The 20426-nt window shown below is 70.9% G+C and carries 21 protein-coding genes; 7 read left to right on the top strand and 14 right to left on the bottom strand.

The features are described from left to right. Positions 1 to 50: 50 nt before the first annotated feature. Complete coding sequence (locus Val02_RS09900; protein ID WP_203898654.1) at positions 51 to 524, bottom strand: hypothetical protein; 474 nt, start codon at positions 522 to 524, stop codon at positions 51 to 53. A gap of 121 nt (positions 525 to 645) precedes the next feature. Here Val02_RS09900 and Val02_RS09895 point away from each other — a divergent pair, with 121 nt between their 5' ends. Then, on the top strand, positions 646 to 1095 hold the full coding sequence (locus Val02_RS09895; RefSeq protein ID WP_203898653.1) for a hypothetical protein: 450 nt from the start codon (positions 646 to 648) through the stop codon (positions 1093 to 1095). Positions 1096 to 1167: 72 nt separating this feature from the next. Here Val02_RS09895 and Val02_RS09890 read toward each other — a convergent pair whose 3' ends face one another. Next, a complete protein-coding gene (locus Val02_RS09890) occupies positions 1168 to 1605 on the bottom strand; it encodes a hypothetical protein (protein WP_203898652.1) in 438 nt (145 codons plus the stop codon). Further along, positions 1602 to 2246 carry a DJ-1/PfpI family protein gene (locus Val02_RS09885; RefSeq protein ID WP_203898651.1) on the bottom strand — a complete coding sequence of 215 codons (645 nt, stop codon included), beginning with the start codon at positions 2244 to 2246 and terminating at the stop codon, positions 1602 to 1604. The genes Val02_RS09890 and Val02_RS09885 overlap by 4 nt, the downstream gene beginning before the upstream one ends. A gap of 114 nt (positions 2247 to 2360) precedes the next feature. Between Val02_RS09885 and Val02_RS09880 the strand changes: the two genes are divergently transcribed. Continuing rightward, entirely contained in the window at positions 2361 to 3296 is a 936-nt protein-coding gene (locus tag Val02_RS09880) for a GlxA family transcriptional regulator (RefSeq protein WP_203898650.1), read from the top strand. Here the strand turns inward: Val02_RS09880 and yicI are convergent. From yicI to Val02_RS09850, 6 genes are all read right to left on the bottom strand, one after another. Continuing rightward, positions 3291 to 5552, bottom strand: a complete 2262-nt coding sequence (gene yicI / locus Val02_RS09875; protein ID WP_203898649.1) for an alpha-xylosidase — start codon at positions 5550 to 5552, stop codon at positions 3291 to 3293. The genes Val02_RS09880 and yicI overlap by 6 nt on opposite strands. Continuing rightward, positions 5549 to 6382, bottom strand: a complete 834-nt coding sequence (locus tag Val02_RS09870) for a carbohydrate ABC transporter permease (RefSeq protein WP_239152650.1) — start codon at positions 6380 to 6382, stop codon at positions 5549 to 5551. Before Val02_RS09870 ends, yicI begins: the two co-directional genes overlap by 4 nt. Continuing rightward, positions 6379 to 7302 (bottom strand): carbohydrate ABC transporter permease, encoded by a 924-nt coding sequence (locus Val02_RS09865; RefSeq protein ID WP_203898648.1) that lies wholly within the window; start codon positions 7300 to 7302, stop codon positions 6379 to 6381. Before Val02_RS09865 ends, Val02_RS09870 begins: the two co-directional genes overlap by 4 nt. Continuing rightward, positions 7299 to 8591: an ABC transporter substrate-binding protein gene (locus tag Val02_RS09860; RefSeq protein ID WP_203898647.1), complete on the bottom strand. Its 1293-nt coding sequence runs from the start codon at positions 8589 to 8591 to the stop codon at positions 7299 to 7301. The genes Val02_RS09865 and Val02_RS09860 overlap by 4 nt, the downstream gene beginning before the upstream one ends. Positions 8592 to 8789: 198 nt before the next feature. Further along, positions 8790 to 10382, bottom strand: a complete 1593-nt coding sequence (locus tag Val02_RS09855) for a glycoside hydrolase family 76 protein (protein WP_239152648.1) — start codon at positions 10380 to 10382, stop codon at positions 8790 to 8792. A 90-nt stretch (positions 10383 to 10472) separates the two neighbouring features. Then, the gene (locus tag Val02_RS09850; RefSeq protein ID WP_203898646.1) at positions 10473 to 10817 is read right to left on the bottom strand and encodes a hypothetical protein; all 345 of its coding nucleotides are present in this window, start codon (positions 10815 to 10817) and stop codon (positions 10473 to 10475) included. A 176-nt stretch (positions 10818 to 10993) separates the two neighbouring features. On the opposite strand from Val02_RS09850, the gene Val02_RS09845 reads away from it, so the two are divergent. Further along, a complete protein-coding gene (locus Val02_RS09845; RefSeq protein ID WP_203898645.1) occupies positions 10994 to 11923 on the top strand; it encodes a tachylectin-related carbohydrate-binding protein in 930 nt (309 codons plus the stop codon). On the opposite strand, the gene Val02_RS09840 is transcribed toward Val02_RS09845, so the two are convergent. Continuing rightward, positions 11878 to 13092, bottom strand: coding sequence for a hypothetical protein (locus tag Val02_RS09840; RefSeq protein WP_203898644.1), 1215 nt, complete (start codon positions 13090 to 13092; stop codon positions 11878 to 11880). The genes Val02_RS09845 and Val02_RS09840 overlap by 46 nt on opposite strands. Positions 13093 to 13231: 139 nt before the next feature. On the opposite strand from Val02_RS09840, the gene Val02_RS09835 reads away from it, so the two are divergent. The 3 genes from Val02_RS09835 to Val02_RS09825 are packed head-to-tail and all read left to right on the top strand — an operon-like array spanning position 13232 to position 16139. Next, positions 13232 to 14362, top strand: coding sequence for a sensor histidine kinase (locus Val02_RS09835; RefSeq protein ID WP_203898643.1), 1131 nt, complete (start codon positions 13232 to 13234; stop codon positions 14360 to 14362). Continuing rightward, positions 14359 to 15021, top strand: a complete 663-nt coding sequence (locus tag Val02_RS09830) for a response regulator transcription factor (protein WP_203898642.1) — start codon at positions 14359 to 14361, stop codon at positions 15019 to 15021. The genes Val02_RS09835 and Val02_RS09830 overlap by 4 nt, the downstream gene beginning before the upstream one ends. Continuing rightward, positions 15021 to 16139: an FAD-dependent oxidoreductase gene (locus Val02_RS09825; RefSeq protein ID WP_203898641.1), complete on the top strand. Its 1119-nt coding sequence runs from the start codon at positions 15021 to 15023 to the stop codon at positions 16137 to 16139. The genes Val02_RS09830 and Val02_RS09825 overlap by 1 nt, the downstream gene beginning before the upstream one ends. Positions 16140 to 16151: 12 nt before the next feature. Here Val02_RS09825 and Val02_RS09820 read toward each other — a convergent pair whose 3' ends face one another. Continuing rightward, the gene (locus Val02_RS09820) at positions 16152 to 16730 is read right to left on the bottom strand and encodes a TetR/AcrR family transcriptional regulator (RefSeq protein ID WP_203898640.1); all 579 of its coding nucleotides are present in this window, start codon (positions 16728 to 16730) and stop codon (positions 16152 to 16154) included. Between the two features lie 41 nt (positions 16731 to 16771). Between Val02_RS09820 and Val02_RS09815 the strand changes: the two genes are divergently transcribed. Continuing rightward, the gene (locus tag Val02_RS09815; RefSeq protein WP_203898639.1) at positions 16772 to 17917 is read left to right on the top strand and encodes an acyl-CoA dehydrogenase family protein; all 1146 of its coding nucleotides are present in this window, start codon (positions 16772 to 16774) and stop codon (positions 17915 to 17917) included. Positions 17918 to 18049: 132 nt separating this feature from the next. On the opposite strand, the gene Val02_RS09810 is transcribed toward Val02_RS09815, so the two are convergent. The 3 genes from Val02_RS09810 to Val02_RS09800 are packed head-to-tail and all read right to left on the bottom strand — an operon-like array spanning position 18050 to position 20368. Beyond that, a complete protein-coding gene (locus Val02_RS09810; protein WP_203898638.1) occupies positions 18050 to 18526 on the bottom strand; it encodes a universal stress protein in 477 nt (158 codons plus the stop codon). A 10-nt stretch (positions 18527 to 18536) separates the two neighbouring features. Beyond that, complete coding sequence (locus Val02_RS09805) at positions 18537 to 19904, bottom strand: MFS transporter (protein ID WP_203898637.1); 1368 nt, start codon at positions 19902 to 19904, stop codon at positions 18537 to 18539. After that, positions 19901 to 20368 carry an SRPBCC family protein gene (locus tag Val02_RS09800; protein WP_203898636.1) on the bottom strand — a complete coding sequence of 156 codons (468 nt, stop codon included), beginning with the start codon at positions 20366 to 20368 and terminating at the stop codon, positions 19901 to 19903. Before Val02_RS09800 ends, Val02_RS09805 begins: the two co-directional genes overlap by 4 nt. Between the last annotated feature and the right edge of the window lie 58 nt (positions 20369 to 20426).

Raw genomic sequence — 20426 nt, 5'->3', positions numbered from 1 at the left:
GGTAGGGCCGGCCCGACCGCCGATCGCCCGCGCCGGATGCCGGGCACGCGCTAGTCGACGTTCCACCGCCGCGGGAGGTCGGCGTCGCAGAGCGCGCACACGTACACCTCCTCGCGGACGACGTTGAGCGCTCCGCACGCCGGACACCGCCGGAACACGAACGGCTCCGTGAAGCCGTCCGGACGGCCGATCCCGGCCCGGTCCAGCGCATCCGCGAGGGCATGCCATGACGGCAGGTCCGGGCAGTAGCCGGTCGACTGGTTGCTGGCGTACGTCACCGTCCAGCCGCCCGCACCGCGCCCGAACGCCACCTCCCCGGCGGCGCGCACGTCCCGCCCGCCGGCGCAGGCCACGTGTTCGCTGCGGCGGGGCGCGATCCGCAGCAGCCCGTCGAGGTCGACGACGAACGTGAACGCCTCCTCGCCGGCCACCCCGTCGAGGTCGCCCGCTTCGCGCAGCACCGTCACGTTCGCCGCGACGGCGTGCACGTCGGGCGGGCCCACGTACCGATACGTCCGCACCATGTCGCGCAGCGTAGCCATTCGGGGTGGCACAAACGGGGGATTAACCGGGCCGCCGGGCGCCGTAACTTAGTTCTCGTCACGGGGCCAACGAATACGACAACCGAGCGAAAGAGATGCGGACATGAGCGACGACTACGATGTGAACGTTGACGTTGACGGCGACGGCCACTGGGACCACAACACCACCGAGTCGGACGGCCACGGCGGTCACAACATCTACGTCGACATGAACCACGACGGTCGCGCGGACTTCGTCGGCCACGACGCGGACTCCGACGGCCTGATCGACTCGGCCACCTACGACGCCAACTACGACGGCCACTTCGAGGCGCAGACGGTCGACACCAACGGCGACGGCTGGCAGGACCAGACGGTCTACGACTACGACGGCGACGGCAAGCCGGACGAGGGCACCGCCGACACCAACTACGACGGGCAGACCGACGTCGAGGCCGCCGACACCAACAACGACGGCGAAGCGGACATCTTCCGCGCCGACCTCGACTTCGACGGCGACTTCGACTGGGCCGGGCGCGACGACTCCGACGCCAACCCGTACGCCTCCCGCTGAACATCCACCAGGACCTGATCGCTCTCACAACCCGGCCCGGCCCGAGGAAACTCGGGCCGGGCCGAACCACGTTCAGACGCTTGTCGTGCTGCCCGGGCGGATGATCATCAGCACCGTCACGGTCGCCCACAGCAGGTTGAACGCGCCGGTGTACATGCCGAGCCGCGCGACCGACGCACCGGCGAGGACGCGTTCCTGACCGGGGAGCACCACCAGGGCGAGCACACCGGCGGCGGCTCCGGTCAGCGCGATCGACACCACGACCCAGGGATCACCGGTCACCCCGAGCATTCCCGCGGTGGCGAACCCGAACACCGGCACCGCGATCCCGACGAGCGCGTACACGCGACAGGTGCGGTGCAACGAACGCAGCACCGCGCCGTGGCGGGCGTCGGACGGGTCGGCGGCGGCCCGGCGCGCCGCGGGCGGGAACATGCTCGCCGCCACGGTCACCGGCCCGATCGCGACGATGGCCGCGATCACGTGCAGCGAGAGCATCAGCTTGGTCACGCCGCACGCTCCACAGTGGACTGTCCGGCGGCGGCCCGCCAGACGATGCCGCGCCGCTCGTGCCGGAACAGCTCCTCCACGCGGTGCGCGGTGCGCGGGCCGACCTCCCGTTCGATCAGATGCAGGGCGAGGTCGAGCCCGGAGGTGACGCTCGAGGACGAGACAAGATCACCGTCGTCGACGACCCTGGCGTCGACGGCCTGGACGCCCATCGCGGCGAGCGCCGCCAGCCCCAGGTGGTGCGTCGCCGCCGGGCGGCCCTTGATGAGTCCGGCCAGCGCCGGGATCACCGCGCCGCCGCAGACCGTCGCGACCGTCACGTCGGGCCGGGCGATCGCCTCCGCGAGCAGCCCCGGCAGGGGCGTCTCGAGCGTGCCGGCCAGCAGCCCGACGACGCTGTCGCCGGGGCCGTCGTCGCCCGGCATGAGCCCGAGCGCGCCCGGCACCACGACGATCCGCGCCCGGGACGGGTCGAGCGCGCCGACGGCGTCGAGGCTGAGCAGCCCGGCGCCGGACGGCACGCGGCGGGCGCCCTCGGCGGAGACCAGCTCCACCGGGATGCCGCCCGAGTAGAGAACCTCGTACGGGCCGATGACGTCGAGCGGGTCGAACCCGTCGAACAACACGATTTGCGCCAACATGCCCCACACGCTAGGAGCGCCGAAGGCACCGGAAAACGGCCGCGATCGCCAGCTTTCGCCGGATTATCGCCAGGAACGCCTGGCCGGATCCCGGTGCGCGCTACGGTTCTGGCCATGCACACCGTGGCCGTGCTCGCGCTCGACAGCGTGGTGCCGTTCGACCTCGCGACGCCGATCGAGGTGTTCGGCCGCACCCGCCTGCCGGACGGCCGCGCCGCCTACCGGGTGCTGGTCTGCGGCGCCGGCGAGGTCGACGCCGGGCCGTTCGTCATCCGGCCCACGCACGGGCTCGACGCGCTGCGCGAGGCGGACACCATCGTCGTGCCGGGGTGCACCGACGTCGCGCCGCCGCCCCCGCCCGTGCTGGACGCCTTACGTGGTGCGGCTTCCCGGGGCACGCGGATCGCCTCGATCTGCGGCGGGGCGTTCGTCCTGGCGGCCACCGGGCTGCTCGACGGGCTGCGGGCCACGACGCACTGGATCGCCGCCGCCGAGCTGGCCCGGCGCCACCCGGCCGTCGTGGTCGACCCGGACGTGCTGTATGTCGACAATGGACAGTTGCTCACGTCGGCCGGTGCCGCCGCCGGGCTCGACCTGTGCCTGCACCTGGTCCGCCGGGATCACGGTTCGGCCGTCGCCGCCGACGCCGCGCGCCTCTCCGTTGTTCCGTTGGAACGAGAAGGCGGGCAGGCGCAGTTCATCGTGCACGACCTGCCCCCGGCGCCGCGCGGCTGCGCGCTCGAGCCGGTGCTGCGCTGGATGGAGGAGAACGCCGGCCGCGACCTCGCACTCGCCGACATCGCCGCCCGGGCCGGCATGAGCGCGCGCAGCCTCAACCGCCGGTTCAAGGAACAGACGGGCAGCACGCCGCTGCAGTGGCTGCACCGGGCCCGGATCCGCCGCGCGCAGCACCTCCTGGAGACCACGGACCACCCGGTCGAACGGATCAGCGCACAGGTCGGATTCGGCTCCCCGACAGCCTTCCGCGAGAGGTTCCGCAGAGTGGTCGGCACCAGCCCGCTCGCCTACCGGGGAGCCTTCCGCTCATGATCGTAGGCGGACTGCGTCGCTTTCCGCCGGCACCGGCGCAGCGCCGGCCAGTGCCGCGTGCCAGGGGGCTGTGCCGGCCTCGCGGCGGACCTCTACCACGTCGCCATTCCTGGTCGCCGTGAAGCGGGCGGCCACCCCGCCGCGCCGATCCGGCACGTCCACTGTGGACGTCTCGCCGTCGGCCAACGCGTACACGCGCAGCGTGACACCGTCGGCGTAGTCGTAGTCCGGGCGGTCGTCGCGGGAACCGAGCGCCAGCAGCGCCCCGGGGCGCACGAGCACCGGCAGGTCCGCCAGCGGGTAGTGCCGCTTCACCCACACCGGCCCGGTGATGACCTCGTCGGTGCGCAGGTCCGTCCACTCCCCCGCCGGCACGTAGAACGAGTGCTCACCGTCCACTGTGAACACCGGCGCCACGAGCAGGTCCGGCCCCAGCAGGTACTGCCGGTCCAGATACGCGCACGCCGGATCCTCCGGGAACGCCAGCACCATCGGCCGCATCACCGGCGTCCCCTCGCGATGCGCCGTGACGCCCGCCCGGAACAGGTACGGCATCAGCCGCGCCTTGAGCTTCGTGTACTCGCGCAGGATGTCGACGGCCTGCTCGCCGAAGAGCCACGGCACCCGGTACGACTCGCTGCCGTGCAACCGGCTGTGCGAGGAGAGCAGCCCGAAGGGAATCCATCGGGAGAAGAGCCCCGGGTCGGGAGTCTTCTCGAAGCCGCCGATGTCGTGGCTCCAGAAGCCGAAGCCGGACAGCGCCAGCGACAGCCCGCCGCGCAGGCTCTCCGCCATCGACTCGAACGTGGCGATGCAGTCCCCGCCCCAGTGCACCGGGAACTGCTGCCCGCCGGCCGTCGCCGAACGCGCGAACAGCACGGCCTCGCCCTCGCCGCGATGTTCGCGCAGCACGTCGAAGACCGCCTCGTTGTACAGGTGCGCGTAGTAGTTGTGCATCCGCACCGGATCCGAACCGTCGTGCCACACCACATCGGTCGGGATGCGCTCGCCGAAGTCGGACTTGAAGCAGTCGACGCCCATGTCCAGCAGCCCGCGCAGCTTCTCCTGGTACCAGGCGCGCGCGTCGGGGTTCGTGAAGTCGACGAGGCCCATGCCGGCCTGCCACTTGTCCCACTGCCAGACGCTGCCGTCGGCCCGGCGCACCAGGTATCCCCGCGCCGCGCCCTCGGCGAAGAGCGCGCTGCGCTGGGCGATGTACGGGTTGATCCAGACACAGATGCGCAGCTCGCGTGCTTTCAGCCGGGCCAGCGTGCCGGCCGGGTCGGGAAACGCCACCGGATCCCACTCGAAGTCGCACCAGTGGAACTCGCGCATCCAGAAGCAGTCGAAGTGGAACACCGACAGCGGCAGGTCCCGTTCGGCCATACCGTCCACAAAGGACGACACCGTCGCCTCGTCGTACGGCGTGGTGAACGACGTCGTCAGCCACAGCCCGAACGACCACGCCGGGGGCAGCGCCGGCCGGCCGGTCAGCGCCGTGTACCGGCGCAGGATCTCCCGCGGCGTGGGCCCGTAGATGAACAGGTACTCCAGTTCCTGGCCCTCGACGCTGAACTGCACCCGTGCGGTCGTCTCCGAACCGACCTCGAACGACACCGGCCCGGGGTGGTTGACGAAGACGCCGTAGCCCGCGTCGGTCAGGAAGAACGGGACGTTCTTGTACGCCTGCTCGCTGCTGGTGCCGCCGTCGGCGTTCCAGATGTCGATCGTCTGGCCGTTCTTGACCAGGGGGCCGAAGCGCTCGCCGAGGCCGTACACGTGGTGCCCCACGCCGAGACGCAACTGGTCGCGCACGAAGTGCCCCTCGGGCGTCTCCAGGGCCGCCATCGCCTTGCCCGCACTGGAGGTCAGCGTGCGCCCCTCGGCGACGAAGTCCAGCCGCCACGTGTCGCCGAGCGCGAACCGGGCGCTCAACGCGCCGGAGGAAAAGGTCACCGCCGACTCGTCGCGGGTCACCTTCGGGTTCGCGCCCGGATCCCGTTCGACATGGAACTCGGGAAGCAGCGGCCGCCCACCGACGTGGCGGCTCACGCGGACGGCGATCACCTCGGGCGCCGGGGCGGTGCAGGTGACCGTCAGCAGCGGCAGGTTGAGCGTGTCGCCGCGGGTGACGATGCGCTTGGTCGGCGCGTAGACCGTGAGCCGGTCGTCCGCCGCGTCGAAATCGCGCACCTGCATGGGATAGCGCGCAGTGACACCCTCGCGCATGTGCCAGTACCCGTCGCTGAACTTCATTTGATGGCTCCTGCGGTCACGCCGCGCGTCAGGGTGCGTTGGAAAACAAGGAAGAAGATGACGGCCGGCGCGATGCCGAGCAGCGCGGACGCACTCGTGAGCGTGGCGTCCATCTGCCGCTCCCCCTGGAGCACACCGAGGGCCACCGGAACCGTCTGATTCTCGTTGGAGACCAGGAAGATCAGGGGGATGAACAGCTCGTTCCAGGTCCACACGAAGAAGAACGTGAAGAGCACACCGAGCGTCGGCCGGCTCACCGGCACCACGACCCGCCACAGCGTGCGCCACCGGCCGGCGCCGTCGATCGCGGCCGCGTCCAGCAGTTCCGGGGGGAACTCGCGGTACACCGACGAGAGCAGGTAGGTCCCGAACGCGCTCTGGATGGCCGTGAAGATGACGATGACCGTGAACTTGCTGTCGTACAGGTCGAGCTGCGTCGCCATGTAGTACAGCGGGTAGATGAGGCTCTCCTGCGGCACCAGGTTGGCCACCAGGAACGCCACCAGGAACCAGTTGCGCCCGCGCACCCGCCCGATGCCGAGCGCATAGGCGTTCAGGATCGACAGCAGGACACCGAGGACGGCCACGCAGCCGCTGATGACGACGCTGTTGAGCAGCACCTGGGTGAAGTCGACCCGTTCCCAGAAGGTCCTGATGCCCGCCAGGTACAGCCCGCCCGGCAGGGAGAGCGGCCCCTTGTTGGAGTACTCCTCGGGCGCCTTCACCGCGTTGAGCGCCACCAGCACCATCGGCGCCAGCACAAGAAGAACGACCACCGTGAGCACACCGGCGACGATCGGCGTCAGCGGCCGGAAACGACGCGTCTTCACGCCTTCTCCTCCCCCCGCCGCTGCACCCGCAGGAACGCCCACGTCAGCACCACGATCAGCACCGTCAGCACGCTGGAGATGGCCGAGCCGTAGCCGACGTCGGCCCGTTCGAAGTAGCTCTTGTACGCGAAGTACGACGGCACCAGCGTCGCGTTGCCGGGCCCGCCCTTGGTGAGCACGAAGATCTGCCCGAACACCTTGAGCGCGGCGATGGTGGTCGTGATGAGCACGATGTAGATCTCCGGTTTGATCTGGTGCACCGCGATCCGGCTGAACCGCTGCCACCAGGTCGCCCCGTCGATCGAGGCCGCCTCGTACAGCTCGGGGTCGACCCGCTGCAACCCGGCCATGAACATCACGACGGGGTAGCCGATCTGCACCCACACCATCACGGCCATGACGCTGTAGATGGCGTACGCCTCGTCACCGAGCCAGTTGCGGGCCAGCGTTCCGAGGCCGACCTTGTCCAGGATCGAGTTGAGCGCGCCGTACTGCGGGTGCAGGATCCAGCCCCACACGATGCCGGTCACCGCCAGCGGCAGCACCTGCGGCAGGTAGAAGCCGTTGCGCAGGATCCTGGCGAAGCGGTCCCCGAGGCGGGGGCCGACGAAGTCGAACAGCAGCGCGGCGAGCACCAGTCCCAACAGGGTCGGAACGACCGCCATGGCGACGACGATCAGCAGGATGTTCTGGAACGAGGCCCAGAAGTTCTCGTCCTGGAACAGCTTCGTGTAGTTGTCGACGCCGACGAACTCGGGCGTTCCCACGCCGGTCCACTCGGTGAAGCTGATCCCGAGCGTGGACACGAGCGGGACCACGATCACCACGGTGGCCAGGAGGGCGCCGGGCAGCAGGAAGAGCCCGTAGCCGCCCCGACCGCGCGACGCGCGCGCGGCCGGGGAGCGTGTCGCTGCGGTCATTTGCCGACGTTCTTGGCGGCCTCGTCGTACGGCTTGGCGATCTCGTCGAGCACCTGCGCGGGCGTGGCCGTGCCGTTCATCAGCTTCTGCGTGCCGGCGACCAGCACGTCGTAGTAGGCCGGGGCCGGCCAGTCCGGATAGAACGCGAACCCGTCACCGATGGCGGCGTAGTTGGCGATCAGTTCCTTGCTCTTCGGGTCGGTGATCGCCGCGGCGTCGGCCGCGACCGGGATGCCGCCCGAGTTGCCGAGCAGGTTCTGGATCTCCGGCTTGAGCGTGATGTCGATGAAGTCGTAGGCGAGCTTCTTCGCCTTCGCCTTCGCGGGAACGACCCACATGTTGCCGGCCGAGCCGAGGTGCAGCTTCGTGCCGGGGAAGAGGAACGTGCCCCACTGGAACCCGCTGGCCTCCTTGACCAGGCGGCCGTACCACCAGCTGCCGGAGACCATGATGGGCGCCTTGCCCTGGATGAACGACAGCCCCATGTCCTCGGCCTTGAGGCCGGTGGTGTTCTTGTCGACGTAGCCCTTCGCCACCCAGTCCGCGAACGTCGTCGCGCCGTACGTCCACTGTGGACCCTTGAAGTCCACCGGCTTCTTGTACAGCTGGTAGTCCTCGACCCAGGACCGGTCGGCCTTGGTCAGCGCGAGCTGGTACATGAGCTGGTGGGCCGGGTACTCGGCACCGCCCATCGCCAGCGGCGTCACCCCGGCCGCCTTGAACGTGTCCATCGCGGCCGTGAACTGCTCGAGCGTGGTCGGGACGGCCACGTTGTGCTTCGCGAAGAGGTCCTTGTTGTAGTAGACCTCGACGTACTCGGCGTAGTTGGGCACACCGAACCACCTGTCGCCGCCCATGACGCCGCGCTTGTCGTACTTCGCGGTCGTGGCGAGCCCGGCGTTGAGCGACCTGCTCCAGCCGCGCTTGTCGGCCTCGTCGCTCAGGTCGGTCAGCAGCCCCTGCTTCGACAGCAGGCCGGCGCTGGCGTTGCCCTTGTTGTACTCCATGATGTCGGGCGCATCCTTGGAGTTGAGGATCATGTTGGCGCTCTGGCGGATCTGCTCGAAGCTCTTCGCCTCGAACACGACCTCGACGCCGGGGTGGGACGCCTTGAACTGCTCGATCGCCTTGGCCCAGGCGATCCCCATGGCGCTGTTCTCGCTCTCGTAGTGCCACAGCTTCAGCGTCTTGGCGTCGTCGCCGCTGTCGTCGTCGCCGCAGCCGACCAGGCCGACGGCGGCGAGAGCCAGCGCGACGGCCACGGCGACCGTGCGCGTTCTGGTGAACACGTTGTGCTCCTCCGGGGGTGGTGTTGCTGCACAGGGGGTGGGGTGGAGCGTCGTGGTGCGGAGTCGACCCTGCGCTGGTGAGGCGCTGTCGAAGCGGTTCGACAGTCAAGTTACGAACCGATCATCGGGATGTCAACCAGTCTGTCGAACCGCTTCGACGCGCTTACTCCAGGTGCCCGGAGCGTGCGGAACAGATGATCAGGCGGCGTTCATCAGGTCGGCGGCGCTCTGCTGGCGGGCCGCGTCGGTCCGATCCACCGGCCCGGCCCAGCGCAGCCCGTAGGTGTCCAACGGGGTGCGGTCGTTCGCGTACGCGGTGTCGGCCTGCCGGCGCAGGTACGCCGTGTACGGGTGATCGCTCAGGGCCGCGTTGAGCTGGGCGAGGCCGCGCACGTGCGCCCCCTTGAACGACGGGCCGTCGCCGCCGCAGTCGCCGTTCTCGCACGAGTCGCGCAGGATGCCGTTGGTGTTGAGCGAACCGCTCGTCGTCGCGGCGTCGGCGATGCGGCGCGCGGTGCTCAGCGCGGCGGCGTCACCGGTCGCGCGGTTCAGCTCGGTGAGCGCGGCCAGCAGCACGCCCTGGTTGTACGACCACGTGGCCGGGTTGCTCCCGCGGCAGGTGGTCAGGCTGATCCCGTCGACCACCAGCGACGAGCTGTTGATCATCGCGACGCCCTGGAACCAGGTCCAGCCGGCCCGGGCCCGCTGCACGTAGGTCGTGTCGCCGCCGATCCGGTTGTGCAGCGCGGCGTTCACCTGGATGTACAGGCTGTTGGCGATGGCGTTCTTGTACGTCTTCGCGGTGCTCCACCAGACGCCGCCGCCGCACGTGTTGTCCCAGTAGCGGGCCATGTAGTCGGCGCCGGCGCGCGCCGTGGTGAGGTACTTCGCGTCGCCGGTCAGGTCGTAGGCCTTGATCCAGGCCATCGCCCACCAGCCGACGTCGTCGATGTACTCGTTGGTGAAGTTGCCGCCGTAGGCGTTGATGTTCTTCGTGTACGTGTTGTCGACGGCGTAGCGGTAGCTGTTCATGCCGCTGACCCGGATGTTGTCGATGACGGCGGTGAGCGCGTTGGCCGTGTTCCACCAGCCGGTCGTCGCGAAGCGGCCGGTCGACTGGTCGTAGAACTGCATCAGGGCGGTGATCGCCGCCGAGCGCCGGTCCGCCGCGTTCCACGTCGTGCGGGCCCACGCCGTGCACATCACCTCGGCGCGGTCGCCCGCCTTGCCGCACGCGCGGGTGGCGCCGACGCCGCGGTTGGTCCAGTCGTCGACGTTCCACATCGAGGTCCGCGTCGTGCGCGAGCCGGTCGGGACGGTCGCCCGGGTGACCTCGGTCCAGCTCCTTCCGCCGTCGAACGATCGGTCCAGCCACACCTGGTCGCCCGGATTCCCGGTGTCCAGGGAGGCCCACGACATCCCGTCGGCGTCGTCGAAGTGCAGCACGAAACGCCGGCCGTAGAGCGTGGCGCTCACCGGCGCACGGTCACCCGGCGAGAGCGCGGGATCGCGGCCGTCGCAGTACCGGTTGCAGATCGGGGCCCGCGGCGCGGCGCCGGTCGACGCGGACGGCGACGAGGCAGCCGGCGCGGGCGGCTTCGCGACGAACGCCTCGACGGCCTCCCGCGCCGGCGGCTCCACCGGCGGCACCTCGACCGCCGACGGCGCCGTGTCCGGCGGGGCCGACCGCCGCTCCGAACGCGCCAGAGCGGCGGGACCGATGCTCGTCACCATGAGCGTCACCGCGGCCCAGGCAAGCATCTTGACCGGGCCGGACATCCTGCGCGCCATCGATCCTCCTCGACATCCACCGGAGCGGATGTCCGGATACGACGGGCGAACCGGGCCGCCGGTTCAACGCGAGCCGGAAACTTTCGCGGATCAGCGGTTGGCGACCACGATCAGCGCGATCAACGCCACCACGAGCACCACCGGAACGATCAGCGCGGGACTGCGCAGCACCGGCGTGCCGAGCGCCAGCGGCCGGCCGTAGTGCGGCCCACCCGTCCCCGGGGCGAACGCGTACCCGGCCTGCGGCAGCTGGTTGACCTTGTTGAAGCTGTACAGGTTCATCAGCAGCACCAGCGGTGCGGCCAACCCCTGGACGCCCCACCAGCCCATGACGAGCGTGGTCTTGGTCTGCTGACGGCACAGCGCCGTCCCGCACTGCCGGCAGTAGACGCCCTTGTGCGTCGAGACGCGCATCCCGACGAGGACCGTGACCATCGACCGGAACGATGCGTTAGCCGCGGGTAAGCCCCCGCACACCTGACAACTCACGCGCGCAAGATTAAGGCCTCCTGTCAAAGCCCTCCGGTCCGATTCCGGTCGGTCCCGTCGACAACCCGGCGCCGCCGCGTCGACAGTGGAACCGCATGTCGACACCACGGGGGAGGACGCACATGCGGACCAGGAAGATCGCGCTCGCAGTGGCCGCGCTGACGCTCATGACGACGGCCGTCGCGCCGGGCCGGGCCGCGGCCGCCCAGGCCCGACCGGCGCCGGGCGTCACCGGCACGGCGATCGGCACCGGCGACAAACTGCTCGTCGGCCAGAACGGCAACCTCAGCGTCATCACCGCCGCCGGCGACCTGATCATGTACTACCACCAGGACTGGGCCAACGGCGATCCCGACCTCGGCCCCGGCTACGACCGCGGCGACGGCTGGAACATGTTCAAGCAGGTGATCTCGTTCGGGGTCAACGGCACGCGGGACAACCTGTACCTGGCCGTCGCGCACAACGGCGACATGTACGGCTACTACTGGCGGGACAGCACGCAGTCCTGGGTCAACCCGACCGGCACCAAGATCGGCAACGGCTGGCAGGACAGCACGATGCTGTTCGCCGGCGGCAATCGCGAGGACCTCAACGACGTGCACCGCGTAACGCCGGACGGCCGGCTCTGGTGGTACCAGTACCGCGGCGTTCCCGGGCAGGGCGGCTCGTGGTCGGTGGGCGGCAAGGCGATCGGCGCGGGGTGGGGGCAGTTCCGCTACGTCACGGCGTCGTGGGGCGAGTTCTACGCCGTGCTCCCGGACGGGCTGATGCGGTTCTACTCGTACGACCGGCGCACCGACGAGTGGGCGAACGGCGGCCTGCCGCAGGACATCGGCACCGGCTGGGCCGGCGGCGAGTGCGCGTTCCGGACGGTGCAGGCCGGCGGTTTCCGCACGATGTACGCCGTCGACGGGGCCGGTCAGCTGCGGTGGCGGTTCCACGTGATGGGGCCGGACGGCACCCACTCCTGGCTGCCGGCGACCGGCTGCGGGACGGTGCTCGAGGATCAGAGCTTGCGGCGATCCAGCAGCTTGCCGGTCAGCGGGTCGTAGTGCAGTTCGTACTCCTCGCGCATCGTGCCGCCGTCGCGCACCCGCGTGCGCAGCACACCGGCCCGCACGTCGTCGTCGCTGGAGACCCAGATCCACGGGTGCCCGTCCTTGTGCACCTGGATCTCCCCGGCGAACGACCCCGGCGACACGATCGCGTACCCGGGTCCGTTCGGGGTCAGCAGGTCGAGGCCGCCCTCGGTGCGCACGACGGTGGTGAGCACGAGGCCGCCGTCGGCGTCGTAGATCGGCGCGGCCTCCCCGACCTTGTAGACCTTCTCGCCGCTGCCCTGCACGCCCTGCGCGTTGCGGGTGATCCGTCCGGCGCCGTCGAGGTAGTAGTGCGGCACGGTCGCCTTCTTCGCGCCGTTGTTCTTGCCCGGGTAGTACGCCAGGTGCCAGTGCGGCGGGTTGTCCTGGTGCAGCGTGTTGTTGGTCTCGAAGCCCATGAGCGAGAAGAAGTGCTGACGCTGCCGGGCCCGCTGCACCAGCCCGGAGTCGTACAGGCAGGCCTCGGCGGCGACCATGTAGTTGATCACCGAACGGGTCTCCGCGACCGGCCACGGCACCTTCTGCCAGTAGCCCGCGGCGCGGTCGACGTCGTTGTGCTCGACCCGCCACTCCAGCCCGGAGTCGGCGGTGCTGATCATGCTCCACACCTGCACGGTGCCGGAGTCGGCGACCTGCGTGGTCCGCACGACCGGCAGCGTGAAGCGCATGGTCTCCGGATCGGCCGGGTCCGGGGCCAGTTCGATGCGGCGGTCGCCGGTGATGATCGCGATGATCTTCTCTCCGGACCAGCGCACCCCCATGGGGATGCCCGCGTCGCTGCGGGGCCCCTCGACGAACGCGTAGAACTCCCGCCGGCTCGGCGTCTGGTACTTCGCCGCGATCCCGTACCCGTCGGGATAGCCGATCGCCGGAACGCTCGGCGGGCCCGCGTTCTCCCGGACGATCCGCAGCGCGGCGTAGAGCGGCGGCGGCTTGGGCGGCGAGGGCGACGGGGCCGGCGGCGTGGCGGGTGCCGGCGGGACGGGCGGGTGGACCAGGGTCCGCGCCGTGGGTAGCGCCGCGTCGACCCAGACGGGTCCGGTGCCGAGCACGGTGACCGCCCCCGCGGCGAGAACCGACCGTCGGGAGACCGGCCGGGCCCGGTGTCTCGCGCCATGCATCGCGATGCCACGCTGCCGGACGACCGCGGCGGTGTCAATTCGTGTGAATCATCCCGCAGCGCCCTACGTCGCCGGACGTAGCCGCGGATACGCCCGTGAGGTCTCCCCCGGCCAGGTCGGGCGGGAGAGGATGGCGGGCATGGGACGGTTCGCGCGGATCGCCGCCACCCCGGCGATCGTCGAGTTCGGCGTCCCCGCGTGTCTGGCGCTGTTCGTCCTCGGGAGCCTTCCGCTGGTGAACCACCTGAGCCCGGCAGACCGCGCCCCGGACGCCCTGGCCGCCGGGCTGGCCGGGCTCGCGGCACTGTCGTGCGCCGGCCGGCGTCGGTGGCCGGTGCCCACGCTCGGCGCCGTCACGCTGCTGACCACCACGTACCTGCTGGTCGGGTACCCGTTCGGGCCGATCCTGCTGTGCGTCGCGCTGGCCGTGTACTCGGTGGCCCGCCGCCGCCCGCCGGCGCCGGCCGCGCTGTGGTGCGTGGCGGCGTTCGCGGCGCTGACCCCGCACGTCTTCGTGCACGCCTCGGCCCTGCCGGGCCTCGTCGGGTTGATCCCGGCCTCCGCCTGGGTCGCCGTCCCGTTCACCGCGGGCGTCGCGCGCCGCGCGGTGCTGGAGGCCCGGGCGAGGGAACGGCACGAGGCCGAACGCCGTCTCGTCGACGCCGAACGGCTGCGGCTCGCCCAGGAGGTGCACGACGTGGTGGGACACGGCCTCGCGGCCATCAACATGCAGGCGAGCATCGCGTTGCACGTGGCGTCGAAGAGTCCGGCTCAGGCGGCCCTGGCGCTGGCGGCGATCAGCCGGGCGAGCGCCGACGCACTGGCCGAACTGCGCGCCACCCTCGCCGCGATCACCCCCGCCGAGGCGCACGCGGCGCGGCCCCCGGCCCCCGGCCTCGCCCGCCTGGACGACCTGCGCCGCCGGGTCGAGGACGCGGGCGTCGCCGTGGAGATCACCACGCGGGGCCGGCCCCGGCCGCTGCCGAACGCCGTCGACACCGCCGCGTACCGCGTGCTCCAGGAGGCGCTGACCAACGTCGTCAAGCACTCCGCGCACCCGCGCGCGGCGGTGGGTCTGGAGTACGGGAAGGGAGCGCTGACCCTGACTGTGATCAATCAGGACCTGGCGCCCGAGCACACGGTCGGGTTCGGGATCAACGGGATGCGCCGCCGGGTCGAGCACCTCGGCGGGCAGCTGACCGCGGGGCCGGGCGAGGGCACGTTCGAGGTGCGGGCCAGCCTGCCCACCGGAGCGGGGGCCGTGCGGTGATCTCGGTGTTGCTCGTGGACGACCAGGATCTCGTGCGCCTCGGACTGCGCACGCTGCTCGAGCACGAGGACGGGTTCGCCGTGGCGGGCGAGGCGGCCGACGGGATCGGGGCCGTGCGGGAGGCCGTTCGGCTGCGGCCCGACGTGGTGCTGATGGACGTGCGCATGCCGGGGATCGACGGCATCGAGGCCACCTCGCGCATCGTGGCCGAACCGGCGCTCGCCCGCACGCGGGTGATCGTGCTGACCACGTTCGAACGGGACGACTACGTCTTCGACGCGTTGCGCCTGGGGGCGAGCGGGTTCCTGCTCAAGGACACCCCGCCGGCGCGGCTCATCGAGGCGATCCGCACGGTCGTCGACGGGGGTGCGCTGCTGGCCCCGTCGGTGACCCGCACGCTGATCCGGGAGTTCACCCGGCAAAGGCCGAGGGCACCGCGGCCGCACCCCCGGATCGCGGACCTGACCGGGCGCGAACGCGAGGTCGTCTCGCTGGTGGCCGAGGGCCTGACCAACCACGAGATCGCCGAACGCCTCACGATGAGCCCGGCCACCGCCCGCACGCACGTGAGCCGGGCGATGGTGAAGCTCGGCGCCCGCGACCGCGCGCAGCTCGTCGTCTTCGCCTACCAATCCGGCCTCGACGCGGATACCCGCTGATGGACGTCCTGATCGCCGGGGCCGGTGTCGGCGGGCTGGCCCTCGCGGCCGGCCTGACCGCCGACGGCCACACGGTCCGCGTCCTCGAACGCGCACCCGCACCGCGCACCGACGGCGCCGCCGTCACGATCTTCTGCAACGGCGCCAAGGCGGCACACGAACTCGGCGTCCCGCTCGACGGCCTCGGCGGACCGGTGCGGACGCTGACGTTCACCCTGCCGGACGGCACGGTCTTCGGCCGCACCGACCTGACGGTGATGCGTCGACGGACCGGCTTCGGCGTGGCCACCGTCCCCCGCCATCGCCTCCTGGCCCGCCTGGCGGCCCCCCTCTCCCCCGGCGGCGCGATCTCCTACGGCGTCGAGGTCACCGGCGTGGCACCGGACGCGAACGGGGTCACCGTCAGCACGGCCGACGGGGCCACGCACCGCGCCGACGTGCTGGTGGGCGCGGACGGCTACCGCTCGGCCGTGCGGCGCGCGGTCCTCGGCGACGAGCCGGCCCGCCACAACGGCTGGATCTCCTGGCAGGGCCTCACGGTCGCGCTCCCGGAGATCGCCGGTTCGCCCCACGCGCGCTGCGTCGTCGGCCCCGCCGGCCTCTGCGGCCTGATGCCGGCCGGCGACGGCCTGCTGCAGTGGTGGTTCGACACGCCGGACGCGCCGGAGTCGGAGCCGACCCTGGAGTGGTTGCGCGGGCGCTTCGCCGCGTACGCGGGGCCGGTCGCCGCGCTCCTCGACGGGCTCACCGAGGCGGACGTGCAGCGGTACCCGCACGTGCGGCACGCCGTCCCGGACCGCTGGGGCGCCGAGCGCACGACGCTCGTCGGCGACGCCGCGCACGCGTTCCCGCCCTCCCAGGCGCAGGGCGCCAACCAGGCCCTGGAGGACGCGTGGGTGCTGCGCCGCAGGATCGCTCTCCCCGACGGCCTCCGGCGCTACGAGCGCGAACGGATCCCGCGCGTGCGGCGGATATCGAGGCTGGCGGCGAGCGAGGTCACCAACCGGCCGCCGTCGCCGCTGGGCCGCCTGGCCGGTCGACTCGCCGGCCCGCGCCTGGGCGGCCTCGCCTACCTCGCGATGCTCCGCCGCTGCTCAAATGTACTGGGCGATCGTTAAGCAACCGCCTCGTCAGGAGCAGGCCACGATCGTGCGGGCCAGTCCGACGTAGCGCTCGACCAGTTCGTCCACGGTGACGGCCCCCTCCGGCCGGTACCAGTCCGCGATCGCGTTGCACATCGCGATGACGGCCCGGCGCGCGTCGTCCGGCCACGCCGTCGCGAACACCCCCGCGCGCACCCCGTCGTCGATGATCCCGGCCCACATCCGGGTCGCCGTGTCCACCCGCGCGTCCAACAGCTTGCGGTAGCGCGGTTCCAGGTTGCGCACCTCGATCAGGTTGAGCGTGCTCTCGGCCCGCCGCCGCACCCGGTACCGCACGGTGGCCCCCACCAACGCGTCCAGGTGCGCGGCCGGGTCGTCGGGCGCCGCGGCCAGCGCGTGCTCGCAGGTGACGAAGTAGTCCTCGACGGACTCGCGCAGCACGGCGAAGAGCAACTCCTGCTTGCCCTCGTAGTGGTAGTACAGCGCGGCCATGCTGACGCCGGCCCGCCGCGCGATGTCCCGCACGGAGGTGGCGTGGTAACCCTGCTCCGCGAACGCCTCCCGCGCGGCGGCATGGATGGCCGCCAACCCTTCTCCGCGCATCATGGCCTTGACTTTACTGAACGGTCGCCCAGTAGGCTGGCACAATGCGACGGGACGTGTACGACGAAGAACACGAAGCCTTCCGCGACCTCGTGCGCCAGTTCATCGACAAGGAGGTGGCGCCGCACTTCGCCGAGTGGGAGCGGGCCCACCAGGTGCCCCGCGAGCTGTACAAGCGCATGGGCGACGTCGGCATCATGGGCATGACCGTGCCCGAGGAGTACGGCGGGGGCGGCGTCACGTCGTTCAAGTTCAACGCGGTGCTGACCGAGGAGTCCGTGCGGCAGCATGTCATGCTCGGCACCTCCGCGGTGCACCTCGACATCATCCTGCCGTACGTGCTCACGCTCGCCACCGACGTGCAGAAGCGCCGGTGGCTGCCCGGGATGGCCGCGGGCGAGCTGATGACCGCGATCGCCATGAGCGAGCCCGGCACCGGCTCCGACCTGAGCGGCATCGCCACCACGGCCCGACGCGACGGCGACGACTGGGTATTGAGCGGCGCGAAGACGTTCATCACCGGCGGGATCCTCGCCGACCTCGTGATCGTCGTGGCCCGCACGTCGCGCGAGGAGGATCCCCGCGCCGGGCTCACCCTGCTCGTGGTCGAGCGCGACATGCCCGGGTTCACCCGCGGCCGCAACCTGGAAAAGGTCGGGCTGCACGCCTCCGACACGGCGGAGCTGTTCTTCGACGACGTGCGCGTCCCGGCCGCCAACGTGCTGGGCGTCGAGGGCGCGGCGTTCATGTACCTCGCGCGCAATCTCGCGCAGGAGCGGCTCAGCATCGCCGTCGGTTCGCAGGCCGGCGCCGTCGCCGCGCTGGAGACGACGATCGCGTACACCGGCCAGCGCAAGGCGTGGGGCCGTCCGGTGTCGTCGTTCCAGAACACGAAGTTCGAGCTGGCCGACTGCGCCACCGACGTCGAGGCCGGGCAGGCGCTGCTCGACCGCGCCCTCAACGCCCACGACCGCGGCGAGCTGACCCAGGCCGACGCCGCCAAGGTGAAGCTCTTCTGCTCCGAGGTGCAGGGCCGGGTGGTGGACCGCTGCGTGCAGTTGCACGGCGGGTACGGCTACATGCTCGAGTACCCGATCGCGAAGATGTGGGCGAGCGCGCGGCCGAGCCGGATCTTCGGCGGCACCAACGAGGTCATGAAGCTCATCATCAGCAAAGACCTTGGGATATAAGAGAATACGAGCATTATTGCGTCGGTCCGTCGGGGGCGCGACCGTTGCTCCCGCCGCACCGCTCCGGGTCGATCCGCCTTCGGCGGGATCGACCGCTCCGCTGCCCCGTTCGCGTGCAGCAGTAGTCGCTGCCTATTCCTTCGTTTCGGCGCGTGGGCGGACCAGGAGGACCTCGCAGTCGGCGCGCCTTGCCACCTCCGTTGCCACCGAGCCGAGTAGGCGTTCGGCGATGCCCGTGTCGCGGGCGGCGCCAACCACCACCAGGTCCGCGGCTCGGTCCTTTGCTGTTGCCAGTAGTGACGCCGCCGGGTCGCCGGCCATGAGGAGGGCGGCGGAGATGGTGGCGCCCTGGGTCCGGGCCACCGCCACGGCCGCGGCCACCGCATCGCTGGCGGCGGCGCGGCCGGGCACCTGGCCGGGGCGGGCGTCCTTCGGGGCGGCCGGCGTGCGGGCCTCCTGGCGCGGCGTCAGGTCCGAGTAGGCGCAGACGATCACCAGGTCGGCGTCGTCGTGCGCGGCGAGCCAGGCGGCCCGCGCGACGGTCGGGCCGGACAGGTCGGAGCCGTCGGTGCCGACGACGATCGTTCGATACACGTACCGTGCGGCCATCCCCGCCCCCTCAGTGCGCGCCGGCGGGCATGGTCAGGACGTCGTCCACGTCGCGGACGATCGGCGGTTCCTTGATCCAGGTCATCGTCGCGGCGGCGATCGCGAGCAGCACACCGGCGAAGACGATGGCGTTGGTCGGGTCCGCGTCGAGCAGGTGCTCGAAGATCCAGCCGAACGTCACCGTCTGGATCAGCATCGGCACGACGATCATCATGTTGATGATCCCCATGTAGACGCCGTAGCGGGACGACGGGATCATCCGCACCGCCATGATGTACGGAACGCCCATGATGGACGCCCACGCGATCCCGAGCCCGATGATCGGCAGGAACAGCAGGTACCGGTTCGTCAGGTTGGCGAAGAGCACCAGCCCGACGGCGGCGCACAGCAGGCACAGGATGTGCACCCACTTCGCCCCGTGCCGGCGGGCCAGGGCCACCAGCGGGAACGCCACGCAGAACGTCACGATGTTGTACCAGCCGTTGACCAGGCCGGTCCACGAGACGGCATCGGCGTACTCGGGGTCCTCGGCGGTCACGCCGTACACCGACTCCGCGATCGACAGCGACACGAACTGCCAGTAGCAGACCATCGCGTACCACTGGAAGAGATACACCACCGCCAGCTTGCGCAGCTCCGGCGGCATCTCGACGATCGCGTCGAGGATCTCCTTCAGCGCGCCGCCCTTCTTGGCGCGCAACGCCTTCAGTTCGCTCTCGGTCGGCGGGATCTCCGGCGTGGTGAGGATCGACACGAGCACCGAGCCGATCGAGCACACCGCCCCGAGCATGAACGACCCCACGACCCAGTACGGAATCCCCGCCTCGGTGGCGCCGGAGATCCAACTCTGGAAGACGAACAGTGAAATATTCGCGAGCGTGATGCCGAACCCGGTGAAGAAGCTCTGCGCCAGGAAGCCCTTGGCGAGCTGCTGCGGCGGCAGCTTGTCGGCGATGAACGCCCGGTACGGCTCCATCGCCGTGTTGTTGCTGGCGTCCAGGATCCACAGCAGCAGCACGGCGGTCCACACGGCCGCCACGAACGGGAACAGGAACAGGCACACGCTGCAGCCGATGGCGCCGATCAGGAAGAACGGCTTGCGCCGCCCCCAGCGCGGGCTCCACGTGCGGTCGGAGAGGGCACCGATGAGCGGCTGGATCAGCAGCCCGGTGACGGGTCCGGCGAGGTTCAGCAGCGGCAGGTCCTCGGGCGAGGCGCCGAGGAAGTTGTAGATGGGGTTCACCGCGGTCTGCTGCATGCCGAAGCTGTACTGGATCCCGAAGAAACCGAGGTTCATCAACAGGATCTGGCGCATCGTCATGAGCGGCTTCTGCCGCACGATCGCGGTGTGGCCGGCGGCGCGCTCGGTGGTGGTCATGGCGCGGCCCGCCCGCTCAGGTAGGTCTGGAGGCGTTCGAGCTCCAGCTCCCAGCCCTTGGCGTGGAAGCCCGCCACCTCCGGCTCGTAGGGACCCTGGACGATGCGCACCAGGGTGCCGTCGCGGCCGGTCCTGGTGAACTCGACACGCAGTTCGAGCGGGACGTCGGGATCGATGCCGGGGTCGCCGGTGATGCGCTGGCGGGCGACGAAGACGTCGGGGTCGAAGTACTCGGTGAAGACGGCGTCGGTCGTCACGCGGGTGGTCGGGTCGTTGTCGCGGACCTTGACGTGATGGTGGCGGCCGCCCAGGCGAAGCTCCGAGGTGACCGTCTCGGACTCCACGTGCCAGCCGGGGCTGCCGCGCCACCGCGCCATCTCCTCCGGGGCCGTCCAGGCCCGGAAGACGTCCGGTCGGGGATAGTCGAACTGCCGTTCCACGACAACCATCACGTTGGCGGTCATGGATCCCTCCAGACCGGCAACAGCGGCTCCGGCCGGCGGTGCGGAGCCGCAGTGCCTA

Source organism: Virgisporangium aliadipatigenens (assembly GCF_016863615.1).
In the GTDB taxonomy this organism is placed as follows: Bacteria; Actinomycetota; Actinomycetes; order Mycobacteriales; family Micromonosporaceae; genus Virgisporangium; species Virgisporangium aliadipatigenens.
The sequence above is the reverse complement of the archived record's forward strand: the minus strand, read 5'-3'. Positions and strand labels throughout refer to the sequence as shown.

What these genes read in the sequence shown, in the direction of transcription:
- Val02_RS09895 (WP_203898653.1), top strand. Translation starts at nt 646, where the DNA reads ATGAGCGACGACTACGATGTGAACGTTGACGTTGACGGCGACGGCCAC.
- Val02_RS09865 (WP_203898648.1), bottom strand. Translation starts at nt 7,302, where the DNA reads ATGACCGCAGCGACACGCTCCCCGGCCGCGCGCGCGTCGCGCGGTCGG.
- Val02_RS09885 (WP_203898651.1), bottom strand. Translation starts at nt 2,246, where the DNA reads ATGTTGGCGCAAATCGTGTTGTTCGACGGGTTCGACCCGCTCGACGTC.
- yicI (WP_203898649.1), bottom strand. Translation starts at nt 5,552, where the DNA reads ATGAAGTTCAGCGACGGGTACTGGCACATGCGCGAGGGTGTCACTGCG.
- Val02_RS09900 (WP_203898654.1), bottom strand. Translation starts at nt 524, where the DNA reads ATGGTGCGGACGTATCGGTACGTGGGCCCGCCCGACGTGCACGCCGTC.
- Val02_RS09850 (WP_203898646.1), bottom strand. Translation starts at nt 10,817, where the DNA reads ATGGTCACGGTCCTCGTCGGGATGCGCGTCTCGACGCACAAGGGCGTC.
- Val02_RS09840 (WP_203898644.1), bottom strand. Translation starts at nt 13,092, where the DNA reads ATGCATGGCGCGAGACACCGGGCCCGGCCGGTCTCCCGACGGTCGGTT.
- Val02_RS09855 (WP_239152648.1), bottom strand. Translation starts at nt 10,382, where the DNA reads ATGGCGCGCAGGATGTCCGGCCCGGTCAAGATGCTTGCCTGGGCCGCG.
- Val02_RS09825 (WP_203898641.1), top strand. Translation starts at nt 15,021, where the DNA reads ATGGACGTCCTGATCGCCGGGGCCGGTGTCGGCGGGCTGGCCCTCGCG.
- Val02_RS09845 (WP_203898645.1), top strand. Translation starts at nt 10,994, where the DNA reads ATGCGGACCAGGAAGATCGCGCTCGCAGTGGCCGCGCTGACGCTCATG.
- Val02_RS09820 (WP_203898640.1), bottom strand. Translation starts at nt 16,730, where the DNA reads ATGATGCGCGGAGAAGGGTTGGCGGCCATCCATGCCGCCGCGCGGGAG.
- Val02_RS09835 (WP_203898643.1), top strand. Translation starts at nt 13,232, where the DNA reads ATGGGACGGTTCGCGCGGATCGCCGCCACCCCGGCGATCGTCGAGTTC.
- Val02_RS09815 (WP_203898639.1), top strand. Translation starts at nt 16,772, where the DNA reads ATGCGACGGGACGTGTACGACGAAGAACACGAAGCCTTCCGCGACCTC.
- Val02_RS09880 (WP_203898650.1), top strand. Translation starts at nt 2,361, where the DNA reads ATGCACACCGTGGCCGTGCTCGCGCTCGACAGCGTGGTGCCGTTCGAC.
- Val02_RS09805 (WP_203898637.1), bottom strand. Translation starts at nt 19,904, where the DNA reads ATGACCACCACCGAGCGCGCCGCCGGCCACACCGCGATCGTGCGGCAG.
- Val02_RS09810 (WP_203898638.1), bottom strand. Translation starts at nt 18,526, where the DNA reads ATGGCCGCACGGTACGTGTATCGAACGATCGTCGTCGGCACCGACGGC.
- Val02_RS09800 (WP_203898636.1), bottom strand. Translation starts at nt 20,368, where the DNA reads ATGACCGCCAACGTGATGGTTGTCGTGGAACGGCAGTTCGACTATCCC.